Source organism: Azospirillum brasilense (assembly GCF_003349955.1).
GTDB lineage: Bacteria > Pseudomonadota > Alphaproteobacteria > Azospirillales > Azospirillaceae > Azospirillum > Azospirillum brasilense_B.
In genome coordinates, this window is record NZ_QLKQ01000061.1 from 1 (window position 1) to 16674 (window position 16674).

Sequence of the window (16674 nt, forward strand, 5' to 3'; positions counted from 1 at the left end):
GCGACCAGAGAGAATCACGACCGGCAGGCCGGGCATAGCCTTTTTCCGCGGCCTGTTAGACTCTTATCGCCTCATTCGCCGGCGGGCTCCGGTCGCATGCGCGACCGGGACCGCCGTCGCGGTCCAAAGCGGATTGCAATCCGCTTTAGTCGTTGCGCAGCAGCGGGGCGGAGGGCTGGCCGAGCGCCCGCCACGTCCCGAGGAAGCCGAAGGCCAGAGTGATCGCCGTGCTGAGCAGGGCCGTGGTCAGAACCGCCGACGGCAGGAAGGTCCAATCCCAGCGCATCAGGAAGGTCATCACCGCCCAGGCCGTGATGGTGCCGATGACCCCGGCGATGGCCGCGGTCAGGATGCCGAGAAGCCCGTATTCCAGCAGGAAGGCCTTCAGCACGTCGGCCCGCGTGGCGCCCAGCACCTTCAGCACCACCGCGTCGTAGACCCGGCGGCGGTGCCCGGCGGCGACCGCCCCGGCCAGCACCAGCGTGCCGGCGGCCAGCGTGATCCCGGCGGTGACGCGCACCGCCGTGCCGATGTGGCCCAGCATGGCGCCCACCGTGTCCAGCGCGTCCTTCACCCGCACCAGCGTGACGTTGGGGAAGCGCTGCAGGACGGAGCGCTGGACTTCCGGTTCCGCCTGCGGCGTGCTGCGGACGGTGGCGATCCAGGTCTGCGGCGCCCGCTCCAGCGTCCCCGGCGCGAAGACCAGGGCGAAATTGATGGCCAGCGTCGAGAAGTCGGCGGCGCGCACGTTGCCGACCGTCGCCTCGATGGTGCGGCCCAGGACGTTGATCCCCATGGTGGCGCCGGGACCGATGCCGAAGGCGCTCGCCACATTCTGGTGGATGGAGATCAGCGGCTTCCCCGTGTAGTCCTCCGGCCACCAGGAGCCGGCGACGATTTCCGAATGCTCGGGCAGCTTGGCGGAGTAGGTGATGCCGCGGTCGCCGGACAGCACCCAGGACTGCTCGGGGTTGACCAGCGCCTTTTCCGCCGGCTGGCCGTTCACCGTCTCGATCCGCCCGCGCAAGCTGGGCACCGCCTCGAATCCGCTGGTGCCGGGCAGGGCGCTGACCATCTGTTTCAGCGGCTCGAACTGGTCGGGCTGGATGTCCACGAAGAAGAAGCTGGGCGCGTCCTTGGGGATCGTCTCGTTGACCCGGCGGGAGAAGTTGCCCTCGATCAGCGCGATGGCGACCAGCACGGTCAGGCCGAGGCCGAGCGACAGCACCACCGCCCCGGTCGGGTTGCCGGGCCGGTGCAGGTTGGCGAGCGCCAGCCGCATCCCCGGACGGCGCGGCCGCCCCGCCGCCGCGGCCCCGCGCACCACCAGCCAGGCGGCCACGCGAAAGGCGATGAAGGTGGCGATGGAGCCGCCGACGAACCAGGCGGCGAACATCTTGTTGTGGGCGGTGGCGACGGCGAGTCCGGCCAGAGCCGCGACGGTCAGCGCCATCGCCGCCAGATAGACCGCGCGCGGGCGGCCCCCGGCGGGGGCGACCACGTCGCGGAACTGCGCCGCCGCCGGCACCTCCCGCGCCCGGCCCAGCGGCCACAGCGAGAAGGTCAGGGCGGTCAGCAGGCCGTAGAGCGCGGCCAGCGCCAGGGCGCCCGGGTAGACGCCGATCCGGGTGGGCACCGGCAACACCTGATCGAGCAGCGACCCCAGCCCCAGCGGCGCCACCGCGCCGAGCAGCAGCCCGAGCAGGATGCCCAGCCCGGACAGCGCCAGGATTTGCAGCAGATAGACCTGGAAGACCAGATCGCCCGGCGCGCCCAGGCATTTCAGCGTGGCGATGGTGCGGGCGCGCGAATCGAGATGGCTGCGCACCGCGTTGCCCACCCCGACCCCGCCGACCAGCAGGGCGGTCAGCCCGACCAGCGTCAGGAACAGCGTCATGCGGTCGATGAAGCGCTCGATCTGCGGGGAGGCGTTGGTGAAGTCGCGGACCCGCCAGCCGGCGTCGGGGAAGCGCGCCGCCAGCGCTTTCTGCCACGCCGCCACGTCGGTGCCTGGCGGCAGGGCCAGCTTGGCGGTCCAATAGACGATGCTGCCGGGCTGGAGCAGGCCGGTGCCTTCCAGCGACGGCAAGGCGATCATCACCCGTGGTCCCAACGAGAAGGCGCCGTTGGACGCCCGGTCCGGCTCCCGCGTCAGCACGCCGCGCACGGCGAATTCGCCCTCGCCCAGCCGCAGCGTGTCGCCGGTCTTCAGCCCCAGCCGGTCGAGCAGCCCGTCCTCGACCAGCGCGCCCCAGCGCCCGTCGCGGTTGGCCAGCGCCGTGTGCAGATCCCCCTGCGGCGCCAGCGCCACGGAGCCGTAGAGCGGGTAGACGCCGTCCACCGCCTTCAGTTCGACCAGCGTGGAGCGTTCGTCGTCGGCGGAGCGTGCCATGGCGCGCATCTCCACCGATTGCGACAGGCGTCCGGCCTGCTCCAGCCAAGCGCGCTGCTCGTCGGTCGGCGGCGCGTAGATCTGGCGCAGCGCGACGTCGCCGCCGAGGATCGCCCGTCCATCCGCCTGCAGACCGGCCAGCACGCCGCCGGACACGGAGTTGACCGCGGCGATGGCCGCGACGCCCAGCGTCAGGCAGGCGAGGAAGATGCGGAACCCCTTCAGCCCCCCGCGCAACTCGCGGCGGGCCAGTCGGAAGGCGAGGGCGAGGTTGGTCATGCGGGGTGTCCGGGGAGTGTGGGGTGATGGTGGGGAGTGGTCGCGTCGGGGCCCCCACCCAACCCTCCCCCGCTTTCGCAGGGGAGGGCTTCATCTCCTCCCCCTGCGCAGCGGGGGGAGGTCGGGAGGGGGGCGCGACGCGACCACTCCCTCAATGGACGCTCAGTCCCCGGCCACGCGCTCGCGCTCGGCGCGGGCGGCCGTGCCATCGTCGACGATGCGCCCGTCCATCAGGCGCACGGTCCGGTCGCAGCGGTCGGCCAGGGACGGGTCGTGGGTGATCAGCACCAGCGTCGTGCCCCGCCGCTCGGCGAGGTCGAACAGCAGCTCCACGATGGTGGCGCCGGTGCCGATGTCCAGGTTGCCGGTCGGTTCGTCGGCCAGCAGCAGCGACGGCTCGGCCACGAAGGCGCGCGCCAGGGCGACGCGCTGCTGCTCGCCGCCGGAGAGCTGGCCCGGATAATGGCTCAACCGGTGGCCCAGCCCGACCGCCTCCAGCCCGGCGCGCGCGCGGTCGAAGGCGTCGGCGGCCCCGGCGAATTCAAGGGGGATGGCGACGTTCTCCAGCGCGGTCATCGTCGGCACGAGGTGGAAAGCCTGGAAGACGATCCCCACATGGTCGCGGCGGAAGCGCGCAAGCCCGTCCTCGTCCAGCCGGCCCAGATCCTGCCCGGCGACGCGCACGGTCCCGCCCGTGGGGCGTTCCAGACCGGCCATGACCATCATCATGGTCGATTTGCCGGAGCCCGACGGGCCGACCACGCCGACCCGTTCACCGGGCTGGATGCGGAGATTCAAGCCTCTCAGGATGTTGACGGGTCCGGCCGCGCTGTCCAATCTCAGATGCACCTCGTCGAGATCGACGATGGTGGACTCAACGGAATCGGGTCGGGACATTGGCATGCGTCTCTGGAACGGGCGGGGAAATGGGCGGGAAAACCTCACGCCATATGGCATGGTGCGCCGCCATTTCAACATGGCCCTCCTTCGGTCGGGTCTGGCCGCTCTCGCCGTCGTTGTGGGAATTGGCGCGGGAATCGGCATGACCGCGCCCGTGTTCGCCCAGACGGGTGCGGGGAAGGGGCCCTACACCCTGTTGGCGCTCGGCGACAGCCTGACCGCCGGCTACGGCCTTCCCGAACCGCAGTCCTTCACCCCGCAGTTGCAGGCGGCGCTGCGGGCGAAGGGCTACGACGTGACCGTCGTCAACGCCGGCGTGTCGGGCGACACCACGGCCGGCGGCCTGTCGCGGCTCGACTGGGCGCTGGCCGACAAGCCGGACGCCGTGCTGGTGGAGTTGGGAGCGAACGACATGCTGCGTGGCCTCGACCCCGGCGCGGCGCGCGCCAACCTCGATGCCATCCTGAAGCGTCTGACCGGCGAGAAGCTGCCCGTTCTGCTGGCCGGCATGTACGCGTCGCCCAGCCTGGGCCGCGCGTACATGGACCGCTTCAACGCCATCTACCCCGATCTGGCGAAGGCGTACGACGTACAGCTCTACCCGTTCTTCCTGGACGGCGTGGCGGCCGACGCCGCGCTGAACCAGCCCGACGGCATCCATCCCAACGCGGCCGGCGTGAAGGTGATCGTGGAGCGCATCGCGCCCCACGTCGCCCGCCTTCTGGACGGCATCGCCAAAAGCGGAGACTGACACCCATGGCGACCCTGGCCGGCGACACCGCCACCACCGAAACCCACTTCAAGGCCGCATCGGCCACCGGCACCGAATGGGGCGCCGTCGTCAAGTCGTGCCTGGACGAACTCGGCGCGGTGGAGGGCTGCAACCTCGGCTTCCTCTACATCACCGACGCGCTGGCCGAACACGCCACCAGCATGGTCACGCTGCTGCGCGGCGTCACCGGCATCCGCGACTGGGTGGGCACGGTCGGCATCGGCGTCTGCGCCAACGACGAGGAGATCTTCGACAAGCCGGGCATCGCCGTGATGGTCGCCCGCCTGCCGCCGGAGGGCTTCCGCCTGTTCCCCGTGGTGTCGGGCGACATGGAGCCGCTGCGCCGCATGGCCGGCGGCTGGCTGGACAAGCACGGCGCCATGCTGGCGCTCGCCCACGCCGACCCGCGCCACCAGGACTTGGCCGGGCTGGTCGTTTCGCTGGCGGAAACAACCGGGGCCTTCCTGGTCGGCGGCCTGTCGGCCTCGCGGTCGGAGTTCCCGCAATTCACCATTCCGGGCAACACCGCCACGATGGTCGGCGGGCCGGTGGCCGACGGCGGCGTGTCGGGCGTGCTGTTCGCGCCGCAGGTGCCGGTCGCCACCGGGCTCAGCCAGGGCTGCACGCCCATCGGCCCGGTGCGCACCATCACCGCGGCGGAGGACAACGTCGTCCTGGAGATCGACGGGCGCCCGGCGCTGGAGGTCTTCAAGGAGGACATCGGCGAGTTGCTGGCCCGCGACCTCAAGCGGGTGTCCGGCTACATCTTCGCCGGCCTGCCGATCGCCGGCAGCGACACGGCGGACTATCTGGTCCGCGACCTGATCGCCATCGACCCGCGCGCCGGCTGGATCGCCGTCGCCCACCATGTGCAGAGCGGCCAGCCCATCCTGTTCACCCGCCGCGACCAGCAGAGCGCCGAGTCCGACATGCGCCGCATGCTGGCCAATCTGAAGAAGCGCGTGAAGACCACCCCGAAGGGCGCCCTCTACGTCAGCTGCATCGCCCGCGGCCCCAGCCTGTTCGGCGAGGGCAGCCAGGAGCTGGCGCTGATCCGCGAGACCTTCGGCGACATTCCGCTGGCCGGTTTCTTCGCCAGCGGCGAAATCTCCAACGCCCGCCTGTACGGATATACGGGCGTGCTCACCCTGTTCCTTTAAGGACCACAACCAAATGCAATACCGTCCGCTCGGCCGCACCGGCCTGTCGGTCAGCGCCATCGGCCTGGGCACCATGACCTGGGGCCGCCAGAACAGCGAGGCCGAAGGCCACGCCCAGATGGACTACGCGCTCGGCGAGGGCGTGAATTTCTGGGACACGGCGGAGATGTACGCCATCCCCCCGACCGCCGACACGTACGGACGTACGGAGGAGGTGATCGGCACCTGGTTCAAGGCGAACGGCAAGCGCGATCAGGTGATCCTGGCGAGCAAGGTCGTCGGGGCCAGCGACGGCGGCTTCGCCTGGGTGCGCAACGGCGAGGCGAAGCTCGACCGCGCCAACATCTTCGCGGCGGTGGAGGCCAGCCTGCGCCGGCTCCAGACCGACTACATCGACTTGTACCAGCTCCACTGGCCGGACCGTTCGACCAACCGCTTCGGCGCGCGCAACTACGTCCACCGGCCGGAGAAGGACGGCACGCCCATCGAGGAGACGCTGTCGGCGCTCGACGAGCTGGTCAAGTCCGGCAAGGTCCGCCACATCGGCGTGTCGAACGAGTCGCCCTGGGGGGTGATGCAGTTCCTCAAGCTGGCGGAGGACAAGGGCCTGCCGCGCATCGCCTCGATCCAGAACGCCTACAGCCTGCTCAACCGGACCTTCGAGCAGGGTCTGGCCGAGGTGTCGCTGCGCGAGGATGTCGGGCTTCTGGCTTACTCGCCGCTGGCCGCCGGCACGCTGACCGGCAAGTATCTGGACGGCGCCGTTCCCGCCGGCACCCGCCGCGCGCTGGATCACCGCAAGTCGCGCTACGCCACCGTCAATGCCGACGCGGCGACGAAGGAGTATCTGGACGTCGCCCGCCGCCACGGCCTGTCGCCGACCCAGATGGCCATCGCCTTCACCCTGCAGCAGCCCTTCGTCGCGTCCTCGCTGATCGGCGCGACGACCATGGAGGACCTGAAGTCCAACATCGCGGCGGTGGACGTCACGCTGTCGGACGAGGTGATGAAGGACATCGAGGCGGTCAACGCCCGCTATCCCGACCCCTGCCCGTAACCGTTCCGGAAAGCCAATGATCCGTCTCTTCGTCGCCCTCGATTTTCCGGAGGAGGTGCGCCGGCGTCTGGCGGGGCTGGGCGGCGGCGTGCCCGGCGCCCGCTGGACCGACGCGGACAACCTGCACCTGACGCTCCGCTTCATCGGAGAGGTGCCGGAGGATCAGGCGGCGGAGATCGACGAGTCGCTGGCGCAGATCGTGGCACCGGCCTTCGATCTGGTTCTGGACGGCGTGGGCGTGTATGGCAGCGGCCGCAACGCCCGCGTCCTCTGGGCCGGGGTGGAGCGCAGCGACGCCTTGTCGCACCTCCAGTCCAAGGTCGAGTCGGCGCTGGTCCGCTGCGGTCTGCCGGCGGAGGAGCGCAAATTCTCGCCCCACGTCACGCTCGCCCGGCTGAAGGACGCGCCGAAGGACCGGATCGGGCGCTTCGTCGAGGAGCGCGGGATGTTCCGCGCCGGTCCGATCCGAGTGGAGCATTTCACGCTCTACCGCAGCCACCTGGGCAAGGGGGCCGCGGTGTACGAGGCGCTGTCGGAATACGGGCTGGGGTGAGTTCGGGAGTCTTGTCGGGCAACAGGGTCTTCACGGATTTCTCGGATTTGAGCACGGATTACACGGATTTTTATTTGAGCTTGCCCAGTGCGTGCTGATCGAAAAGGCAAGCGCTGAGGCACGAACAAAAGAAATCCGTGTAATCCGTGTCAAAATCTGTGCAATCCGTGAAGACCCTGTTGTCCCCCGAGAATCCCGTACTCCTTACAGCGGCACGCCCTTGATCATCCGCGGCAGCTCGCCGACCACGCCCATCGCGTGCCGCATGAAGAAGCGCTTCAGCGGCGGCAGACGGTTGACCACGGCCATGCCGACGTCGCGGGCCAGCTTGACCGGCGGGATGTTGTTCGAGAACAGGTGCACCAGACCGTCGCAGACCACGGCCAGCAGCACCGTGTCGAAGCGGCGCCAGCGCTGGAAGCGGGCCAGCACCTCCGGCGAGCCGACGTCCAGCCCCAGCCGGTGGGCGTCCACGATCACTTCGGCGAGCGCCGCCACGTCGCGCAGGCCCAGGTTCAGCCCCTGCCCGGCGATGGGGTGGATGGCGTGGGCCGCCTCGCCGATCAGGGCGACGCGCTCCGCGATGAAGCGCTCGGCCAGCAGGACCGACAGCGGCCAGGCGTCGCGCCGGGTCACCAGCTCGATGTCGCCCAGATAACCACCCGACCGCCGGGTCAGCTCGTCGATGAACTGGTCCTCGGGCAGCTTCAGATACATGTCGACCAGCGACCGCTTCTCGCTCCACACGATGGAGGAGCGGTTCCCGGTCATCGGCAGCACGGCGAAGGGGCCGTTGGGCAGGAAATGCTCCACCGCGACGCCGTTGTGCGGCTCCGAATGGCGGATCGTGCAGATGATCGCGGTCTGGTCGTAGGCCCAGGTCCGCAGCTTGATCCCGGCGCTCTCCCGCGCCAGCGAGCGGCGCCCGTCGGCCCCGACGACCAGCCGCGCCTTGACCACCCGCCCATCGGCCAGCTTTACCGTGGCGCCGGCGCGGTTGCGCTCGATCGACACCGCCTGGGCCGGGGCCAGATGGTGCAGGCCGGGCAGTTCCCTGGCGCGGGCGAACAGGGCGCGGCGCATGTCCTTGTTGTCGAGAATCCAGCCGAAGGGCTGGTTCTTGCCGTCCCAGGTCAGCTCCGTGTGGTCGTAATGGACGAACAGGGGCGAGAACTGGTCGGCCACCCGGATGTCGAGGATCGGGCCGGCGTCGGGCTCCATGTGCTTCCACACGCCCGCTCCCTCCAGCACCTTCATCGAGGCGTAGGCGACCGCCGTGGTGCGGATGTCGAAGTCGTCCCCCGCCTGCCGGTCCGGGCTGTCGCGGTCGATGCACACCACCGGAACGCCCGCGGTGGCCAGGGCCGCCGCCATGCTGAGCCCGGCCAGTCCGCCGCCCAACACGACGACGTCGGTCGTGATCTCCTGCGCTGCGGTGGTGCCCGATTCGGTCATGATGGCGCTGCCCTTCGATCAGTGTAGACGGGTACGAACAATCGTTCCGCCCGGTCCGGATGTCCAGCGGCGCGGCGTCGCGGCACCCGGTTTGCGTAAATATTGGGCACAACCTGCCCAATCGATCGGCGAAACAGCCAAAAACCGCTGAAAAGGGCCGATTCTGCAACCGGCACGATTTTTGAAGACATTGCTTTTTATGGTCGAGGCGAACACGCTCGAGTCACGTTCGGAAAACCCGCCGCCACGGCGGGATCGGCCGAGGGGGGACCGGGCGACCGCAAGGGCCCGCAAACACGCATACCCAAGGGGAAGCCACATGAAACTGGTTATGGCCATCATCAAGCCGTTCAAGCTCGACGAAGTGCGCGAGGCGCTGACGTCGCTCGGGATTCAGGGCCTGACGGTGAGCGAGGTGAAGGGCTTCGGACGCCAGAAGGGTCAGACCGAGATCTACCGCGGCGCCGAGTATTCCGTGAGCTTCCTGCCCAAGGTGAAGGTCGAGGTCGCGGTGTCCGACGACCAGTACGAGCAGGTGGTCGAGGCGATCCAGAAGGCCGCCAACACCGGCCGCATCGGCGACGGCAAGATCTTCGTGCTGGACATCGCCCAGGCCGTGCGCATCCGCACCGGCGAGACCAACACCGAAGCTCTCTGAGGCATCCTGGAGGAAGCGGACCGGGCAGGGCGTCATCGTCCGGCCCCTCCCGCCAGGGGGGAAGGCGCGTCCGCTTTTTCTTGCCGCGGGTCCTCGATGATCTGCCCGGAGACTTGAGGCCGGGCGCGCCAGTCCTTCCGCCGTGGCGCCGAGGCCGCCGGAACGGGCGGCGTATGCTTTCCCTTGACCGGGCTTCGTCCGGTTTTGTGCCCTTGTGCCGGGACTCCACCGCCGGTAGGATCGTTTCCGTTTCGTATCGGGCAGAGGCCCCCAAAAGGCCCCTGACGGGTCGTGCCCCTCGGGGCCGGCCCGGCCTTCCCGGGCCGTCCTCATGGAAAGGATTCTCGGCGGCATGTCGCTCCCGGACCTCGGCACCTTCGCTCTCGTCAACGACCGGCTCGACCGGCTGTCCGACTACCCCTTCACCCGGCTGGCGGCCCTGCTGTCCGGGGTGACGCCGCGCGCCAACGCCGAGCCGATCATGATGTCGGTGGGCGAACCGCAGCACCAGCCGCCGGCCATCATCGACGAGACGCTGCGCGCCAACGCCCATTTGTGGGGCAAATACCCGCCGGTCGGCGGCACGCCGGAGTTCCGCGAGGCGGTGGGCGCCTGGCTGACCCGCCGCTACGCTCTGCCCGACGGGCTGTTCGACGCCGAGAAGTCCGTCCTGCCGGTGTCCGGTACGCGCGAGGCGCTGTTCCTGCTCGCTCTCCTGGCCGTGCCGCAATCCAAGGCGGGCCGGCAGCCGGCCGTGCTGATGCCCAACCCCTTCTACGCCCCCTACGAGGGCGCGGCCCTGCTGGCCGGGGCGGAGCCGGTGTTCCTGCCCTCCACCCGCGAGACCGGCTTCCTGCCCGACCTCGACGCGCTGACGCCGGAGCTGCTGGAGCGCACGGCGCTGTTCTACCTTTGCACCCCGGCCAACCCGCAGGGGGCGGCGGCCGACGCCGCCTATCTGGAGCGGGCGATCGGGCTGGCGCGGCGCTACGGCTTCGTCCTGGCGGTGGACGAGTGCTACGCCGAGATCTACCTGGACAAGCCGCCGGTCGGCGCGCTCCAGGTCGCCTCCGGGCTGGCCCATGACGGGAAGCCCTGGGCGAACATCCTGGTCTTCCATTCCCTGTCCAAGCGGTCGAGCGCCGCCGGGCTGCGCTCGGGCTTCGTGGCCGGCGATCCGGAGCTGATGTCCCGCTTCACCCGCCTGCGCAGCTACTCCAACGCCGGGATGCCGCTGCCGGTGCTGGCGGCCAGCGCCGCCCTGTGGCGGGACGAGGCCCATGTCGAGGAGAACCGCGCGCTCTACCGCGCCAAGTTCGACGCGGCGGAGGCCGCGCTGAAAGGGCGCTACGGCTACTACCGGCCCGACGGCGGCTTCTTCCTGTGGCTGGAGGTCGGCGACGGCGAGGAGGCGACGCGCCGCCTGTGGGCGGAGGGCGGCATCCGCGTGCTGCCCGGCGCCTACCTGACCCGCAGCAACCCCGGCGAGGCCAATCCCGGCGCCCCCTTCATCCGCATCGCGCTGGTGAACGACGCCGAGACGGTCGCCCACGCCTGCAGCACCATCGCCCGCATCCTGGGATAAGGGCGGGGGGATGGCCCCCGCCCCTCTTCAGCCTGCCCAGTCACCCCGGTCTTTCGCCCCCGAAGGACGGGTCCGGTTCAGCACGTTCTTGAGGACCTTCTGCCCATGGCACGACCCGCAAGCCCCCGCAGCGGAAGCGGCAAAAGCGCCGGAGCACGGCCCGCCAGTGCGCGGCCGGAGAAGCCGCCCTTCTTCTCGCCCGCCACGCGCGCCTTCGTGGTGGCGCGGGCGCGTGAACTGGCGGGCTTCGCGCTGGGCGTGGTCGGTCTGGTGCTGATGGTCATCCTGGGCAGCTACAACCCGGCCGACCCCTCTTGGAACGCGGTTCCGGCGGCGAACGCCCACATCCACAACCTGTTCGGCCGGTTCGGCGCCTATCTGGCCGACATCCTGATCCAGTCGCTGGGCTGGGCGGCCTATCTGCTGGCGCTGGTTCCGATGATGTGGGGCTGGCGCCTCAGCCTGCAGAAGAGCGTCCGCCACCCGCTGTTCCGCAGCGTGCTGGCGGTGTGGGGCGTGCTTCTGGTCGCCATGTTCCTGGCCGGGCTGGGCGGCGGGGGCGAGGACCCGCTGAATGGCCATCCCGGCGGCAGCTTCGGCATCGTTCTTCTGGACGGGGTCAGCAAGCTGCTGTTCGGCAGCCCCGGCAACCCGGCGGTCGGCACGGTGGCCGGGGTGGCCGGCGGGCTGATCCTGTTCGTCGCCATGGGCCTGTCGATCCGCGAATGGGCGGCCAGCCTGCGCGAGACCGCCGCCGGCCTCGCCCGCCTCGGGCGGGGCGCGCGGGCCGGCGTGTCCTTCGTGCGCGACAAGGGCGCGGAGGCCGCGCGCAACGCGGTTCACCAGACCGGCGGCCTGCTGCGCCGGGAGCCCAGCCTCGCCGCCGCGGACCGGAAGGCCGTCGCCCCGACTCTCGACGACACACCCGACGAGGACGGTGGCGCCATCACCCTGCGCGCCGCGCCGCGCGGACGGCTGTCCGACTCCATCAGCGTCGAGCCGCGCGTGGAGGCCAGGACCCGCGCCGTTCCGGTGGTCGCCCCGCCCGCCGGTGGCAAGAAGGCCGCCGAACCGGGGCGCCCGACCAAGCAGGCCGCCCTCAATCTGGAGGAGGCGGACGGTTACGAGCTGCCGCCGCTCGACCTGCTCCAGATCGTCCCGACCAGCGTGCGCGGCGAGAAGGTGGACGAGGCGGCGCTGCGCGAGAACGCGGTGAAGCTGGAAGGCGTGCTGTCCGATTTCGGCGTGCGCGGCGAGGTGCAGAAGGTCCATCCCGGCCCGGTCGTCACCCTCTACGAGCTGGAGCCGGCCCCCGGCACCAAGTCGTCCCGCGTCATCGGGCTGGCCGACGACATCGCCCGATCGATGAGCGCGGTGTCGGTCCGCGTCGCCGTGGTGCCGGGCCGCAACGTCATCGGCATCGAACTGCCCAACGCCAAGCGCGAGACGGTGTTGCTGCGCGAGCTGCTGGCCGGCGACGTCTTCGACAAGACGGCGGGCAAGCTTCTGCTGGCGCTCGGCAAGGACATCGGCGGCCAGTCGGTGGTGGCCGACCTCGCCCGCTTCCCGCATCTGCTGGTCGCCGGCACGACGGGCTCGGGCAAGTCGGTGGCGATCAACACGATGATCCTGTCGCTGCTCTACCGCTTGGCCCCCGACCGCTGCCGCTTCATCATGATCGACCCCAAGATGCTGGAGCTGTCGGTCTATGAGGGCATCCCCCATCTGCTGACGCCGGTCGTCACCGACCCGAAGAAGGCGGTGGTCGCCCTGAAATGGACCGTGCGGGAGATGGAGGACCGCTACCGCAACATGTCCAAGCTGGGCGTGCGCAACATCGAGGGCTACAACGCCCGCCTGCGCGAGGCCCGTGCCGACGGCGAACTGCTGACCCGCCGCGTCCAGACCGGCTTCGACCCCGACACCGGCAAGCCGATCTTCGAGGAGCAGCCGCTCGACCTGAAGGAGCTGCCCTACATCGTCGTGATCGTGGACGAGATGGCCGACCTGATGCTGGTGGCCGGCAAGGACATCGAGGCGGCAATCCAGCGCCTCGCCCAGATGGCCCGTGCCGCCGGCATCCACCTGATCATGGCAACGCAGCGCCCGTCGGTGGACGTCATCACCGGCACGATCAAGGCCAACTTCCCGACCCGCATCAGCTTCCAGGTCACCAGCAAGATCGACAGCCGCACCATCCTCGGCGAGCAAGGGGCGGAGCAGCTGCTCGGCCAGGGCGACATGCTCTACATGGCCGGCGGCGGCCGCATCACCCGCGTCCACGGCCCCTTCGTCGCCGACGGCGAGGTCGAGCAGGTGGTGAAGTTCCTGAAGACCCAGGGCGAGCCGAGCTACGTCGACGCCATCACCGAGGAAGACGACGAGGACGGCGGCTCCTTCGACGACGGGTCGGGGGCCGGCGGCGGGTCGGGCGACGACCTCTACGACAAGGCGGTGGCGGTGGTCTGCCGCGAGCGCAAGGCGTCCACCAGCTTCATCCAGCGCCAGCTCCGCATCGGCTACAACTCCGCCGCCCGGCTGATCGAGCGGATGGAGACCGAAGGCGTGGTCAGCAAGCCCAACCACGCCGGCAAGCGCGAAGTGCTGGCCCGCAACATCGAGGAGTGAGTAGGGGCTTGCCCCCTCCCTATCCCTCCCCCTCTTCGAGGTGGAGGGGACTGCCGCCGCTTCGCCCATGCCCCCTCTCCCTCGAAGAGGGGGAGGGTTGGGGAGGGGGCCATCGTGAGCGTCTTCGCAAGTGCGCTGTTTCTCCTTGGAACCACCGCCGCCGCGCCCCATTTCCGCCCGGAACGTCCGGTTACCTAGCAGGCATCATGAAGATCCCGTTCCGCCGCATCCTGGCCGCCGCCGCCGTCGCTCTGTCCGTCACCACGGCGGGGGCGGTCCTCGACCCCGCGCTCGCCGCGCCGCGCGCCGCCGCCCTGTCTGCCCAGGATCAAGCGCTGGTGGCCCAGGCGGAAAGCTACCTGAACGGCATCGGCACGCTGCAATCGAAGTTCGTGCAGGTCGCCCCGAACGGGCACCAGACCACCGGCACCTTCTACCTCGCGCGTCCCGGCCGGATGCGGCTGGAGTACGACGCGCCGGTGAAGGACTTCGTCGTCGCCGACGGCGCCTTCATCTTCTATTGGGACGGGGAGATGCGGCAGCAGTCCAGCGCCCCCATCGGCAGCACGCTGGCCGACTTCATCCTGCGCAAGAACATCCGGCTGTCCGGCGATGTGACGGTGACCGGCGTCTATCAGGCGCCGGGGCTGGTGGAAATCAGCCTGACCGAGACCAAGGACCCCGGCAAGGGCACCCTGACGCTGGTCTTCGAGGACCGGCCCTTCCAGCTCCGCAAATGGCGGGTGCTGGACGCCCAGGGGCTGACGACCGAGGTGGCGCTGATGAACCCGCGCGAGGGCATGCAGTTCGACTCGAAGCTCTTCTACTTCATCGAACCCAGCAAGGGCGACTACGGCCGCAACAACTGACCCGCCCCGGTGGGTTTGCACGGAAGTCGCGCGAATCCCGCCGCTGCGACAACCGGCCGCCGCAACGAAGTCCTCCTGATCCTGTTGCCGTGATGCATAGGGCGCGTTCACCCGCGTCCGCTGCACTCGAACGGATGAGGGGAGACGCGACATGGCGACGGAGGCGATGTTTGAGGCCCGGCGAGTCCAGGGCATGAACGATCTGCTGGCGCGCAACTGGTGGGCGCTGGCGCTGCGCGGGGCCGCGGCGGTGATCCTCGGCCTGCTGGCCTTTCTCCTGCCCGGGGCGACGGTCGCCACGTTGACGATTCTTCTCGGGGCTTACCTGCTGATGGACGGGGTGTTCGCCATCGTCGGCGGCATCCGTGCCGCGCAGGCGCACGAGCGAAGCCTGCCCTTCCTTCTGGACGGCGTGGTCAGTCTGGTGGCGGGCGCGGTGGCCCTGCTGTGGCCGGCGGCGAGCCTGTTCGCCCTGGTCTTCGTGATCGCCGCTTGGTCGGTCATCACCGGCTTCGCCAAGATCATGACGGCGTGGCGGATGCACCGCAGCCACGGCAAATGGGCCTGGGGCGTGGCCGGCGCCCTGTCGGTGCTGTTCGGTTTCGGCATGTGGGTCCTGCCGTCCCTGGGCCTGCTGGTCCTGGCGCTGGGCGTGGGCAGCTATCTGATCGCCTATGGCGCGCTGGCCATCGTCACCGCTTTCCGCCTGCGCCGTTGCCTGCACGACCACGGCCATCATTCCAACCACGGCAACGCCGTGGCGGCGGAGTAAAGCATCATCGACCGGGGGCGATGCGGCGGTAGCCGAGCGCCTCCGCGATGTGCGGGCGGCGCACGCCGCCCCCGCCGTCCAGATCGGCCAACGTGCGGGCGACGCGCATGACGCGGTGGTAGCCGCGGGCGGACAGCTTCAGCCGCTCCGCCGCGTCGGTCAGCAGGGCGCGGCCCGGCTGGTCGGGGGCGGCGGCCTTTTCCAGCAGCTCGCCATCCGCCTCGGCGTTGGTGCGCACCGCCCGGCCCTCGGGAAAGGGGCCGAAGCCGGCGTAGCGCTCCGCCTGGATGGCGCGGGCCAGCGCCACGCGGGCGGCCACCTCGGCGCTGCCCTCGGCGGGCGGCGGCAGGCTGAGATCGGCGGGGCTGACGGCGGGCACGTCGATGTGCAGGTCGATGCGGTCGAACAGCGGCCCGCTTATTTTGGACTGATAGTCGGCGGCGCATTTCGGCGCGCGGGCGCAGGCCAGCGACGCGTCGTCGAGATGGCCGCAGCGGCAGGGATTCATCGCCGCGATCAACTGCACCCGCGCCGGGTAGGTCACATGGTGGTTCACCCGGCTGACCACCGCCTTGCCGGTCTCCAGCGGCTGGCGCAGCGCCTCCAGCGTGCCGCGCGGGAATTCGGGCAATTCGTCGAGGAACAGCACGCCCTTGTGGGCGAGCGAAATCTCGCCCGGCTTGGCGCGCGACCCGCCGCCGACCAGGGCGGGCAGGCTGGCCGACTGGTGCGGCGAGCGGTAGGGGCGCTGGCGCAGCAGTTTGCCGCCCTCCAGCAACCCGGCGACGCTGTGGATCATCGACACCTCCAGCGCCTCCGCCGGGTCGAGCGGCGGCAGCAGGCCCGGCAGCCTTGCGGCCAGCATCGACTTGCCGGAGCCGGGCGGTCCGATCATCAACAAATTGTGCGATCCGGCGGCGGCGACCTCCAGCGCGCGCTTGGCCGTCTCGTTGCCCTTGACGTCGCGCAGGTCGAGCGGCGCCTCGGCGCTCTCCTGAATGCGCGGCCGGGGGCGGGTCAGCACCTGCTGGCCGCGGAAATGGTTGATGAGGGCGAGCAGCGTGGCGGGCGCCAGCACGTCCAGACCCTCGCCCGCCCAGGCGGCCTCGCCGCCGCAGGCCTCCGGGCAGATCAGCCCGCGGTCGTGGGCCAGCGCGTTGATCGCCGCCGGCAGCACCCCGGCCACCGGGGTCAGCGCCCCATCCAGCGCCAGTTCGCCCAGCGCGCAGTAACGGCTCATCTCCAGATCGGGCAGAACGCCCATGACGGTCAGCAGGGCGAGCGCGATGGGCAGGTCGAAATGGCTGCCCTCCTTCAGCACGTCCGCCGGGGCGAGGTTGACGGTGATCCGCTTGGCCGGCAGGGCGAGGCCGAGCGCGTGCAACGCCGCCCGCACCCGCTCCCGGCTTTCGCCGACCGCCTTGTCGGGCAGGCCGACCACGGTGAAGGCGACGATGCCGCCGGACATCTGAACCTGAACGTCGATGTCCAGAACCTCGATGCCCTGAAACGCAACCGTGTTGATCCGCGCAACCATGCCAGACGCCATGCTTTTGGAAATGCACGCGAGTGTATGAAAGCTTCCGGAAACATG

General features: G+C 70.1%; 13 protein-coding genes. 9 read left to right on the forward strand and 4 right to left on the reverse strand.

The genetic code is table 11. From position 1 onward, the window contains the following. Positions 1 to 145: 145 nt before the first annotated feature. Together DXK32_RS23020 and DXK32_RS23025 are read right to left on the reverse strand one after the other, a co-directional pair. Positions 146 to 2671, reverse strand: coding sequence for an ABC transporter permease (locus DXK32_RS23020; RefSeq protein ID WP_114860639.1), 2526 nt, complete (start codon positions 2669 to 2671; stop codon positions 146 to 148). A gap of 162 nt (positions 2672 to 2833) precedes the next feature. Next, complete coding sequence (locus DXK32_RS23025; protein ID WP_114860640.1) at positions 2834 to 3568, reverse strand: ABC transporter ATP-binding protein; 735 nt, start codon at positions 3566 to 3568, stop codon at positions 2834 to 2836. A 145-nt stretch (positions 3569 to 3713) separates the two neighbouring features. Between DXK32_RS23025 and DXK32_RS23030 the strand changes: the two genes are divergently transcribed. From DXK32_RS23030 to thpR, 4 genes are read left to right on the forward strand one after another with little or no spacing between them, the layout of a single operon-like run. Next, positions 3714 to 4322, forward strand: coding sequence for an arylesterase (locus DXK32_RS23030; RefSeq protein WP_247877297.1), 609 nt, complete (start codon positions 3714 to 3716; stop codon positions 4320 to 4322). Between the two features lie 5 nt (positions 4323 to 4327). Beyond that, positions 4328 to 5503 carry an FIST signal transduction protein gene (locus DXK32_RS23035; protein WP_114860642.1) on the forward strand — a complete coding sequence of 392 codons (1176 nt, stop codon included), beginning with the start codon at positions 4328 to 4330 and terminating at the stop codon, positions 5501 to 5503. Between the two features lie 13 nt (positions 5504 to 5516). Next, positions 5517 to 6560: an NADP(H)-dependent aldo-keto reductase gene (locus tag DXK32_RS23040; RefSeq protein WP_114860643.1), complete on the forward strand. Its 1044-nt coding sequence runs from the start codon at positions 5517 to 5519 to the stop codon at positions 6558 to 6560. 16 nt (positions 6561 to 6576) lie between these two features. Further along, positions 6577 to 7113: an RNA 2',3'-cyclic phosphodiesterase gene (gene thpR, locus DXK32_RS23045; RefSeq protein WP_114860644.1), complete on the forward strand. Its 537-nt coding sequence runs from the start codon at positions 6577 to 6579 to the stop codon at positions 7111 to 7113. Positions 7114 to 7317: 204 nt separating this feature from the next. On the opposite strand, the gene DXK32_RS23050 is transcribed toward thpR, so the two are convergent. After that, entirely contained in the window at positions 7318 to 8568 is a 1251-nt protein-coding gene (locus DXK32_RS23050; RefSeq protein ID WP_114860645.1) for a UbiH/UbiF/VisC/COQ6 family ubiquinone biosynthesis hydroxylase, read from the reverse strand. Between the two features lie 319 nt (positions 8569 to 8887). Here DXK32_RS23050 and glnK point away from each other — a divergent pair, with 319 nt between their 5' ends. The 5 genes from glnK to DXK32_RS23075 all read left to right on the forward strand — a co-directional run bounded on the left by glnK (position 8888) and on the right by DXK32_RS23075 (position 15080). Beyond that, positions 8888 to 9226, forward strand: a complete 339-nt coding sequence (gene glnK, locus DXK32_RS23055) for a P-II family nitrogen regulator (protein ID WP_035670687.1) — start codon at positions 8888 to 8890, stop codon at positions 9224 to 9226. 352 nt (positions 9227 to 9578) lie between these two features. Continuing rightward, positions 9579 to 10811, forward strand: a complete 1233-nt coding sequence (locus DXK32_RS23060; protein ID WP_247877298.1) for an aminotransferase class I/II-fold pyridoxal phosphate-dependent enzyme — start codon at positions 9579 to 9581, stop codon at positions 10809 to 10811. A 105-nt stretch (positions 10812 to 10916) separates the two neighbouring features. Further along, positions 10917 to 13439: a DNA translocase FtsK gene (locus DXK32_RS23065; RefSeq protein ID WP_114860647.1), complete on the forward strand. Its 2523-nt coding sequence runs from the start codon at positions 10917 to 10919 to the stop codon at positions 13437 to 13439. Between the two features lie 206 nt (positions 13440 to 13645). Further along, a complete protein-coding gene (locus DXK32_RS23070) occupies positions 13646 to 14308 on the forward strand; it encodes a LolA family protein (protein ID WP_114860648.1) in 663 nt (220 codons plus the stop codon). 151 nt (positions 14309 to 14459) lie between these two features. Continuing rightward, positions 14460 to 15080 carry an HdeD family acid-resistance protein gene (locus DXK32_RS23075; protein ID WP_114860649.1) on the forward strand — a complete coding sequence of 207 codons (621 nt, stop codon included), beginning with the start codon at positions 14460 to 14462 and terminating at the stop codon, positions 15078 to 15080. A 4-nt stretch (positions 15081 to 15084) separates the two neighbouring features. Here the strand turns inward: DXK32_RS23075 and DXK32_RS23080 are convergent, their stop codons facing one another. After that, the gene (locus tag DXK32_RS23080; RefSeq protein ID WP_114860650.1) at positions 15085 to 16617 is read right to left on the reverse strand and encodes a YifB family Mg chelatase-like AAA ATPase; all 1533 of its coding nucleotides are present in this window, start codon (positions 16615 to 16617) and stop codon (positions 15085 to 15087) included. Between the last annotated feature and the right edge of the window lie 57 nt (positions 16618 to 16674).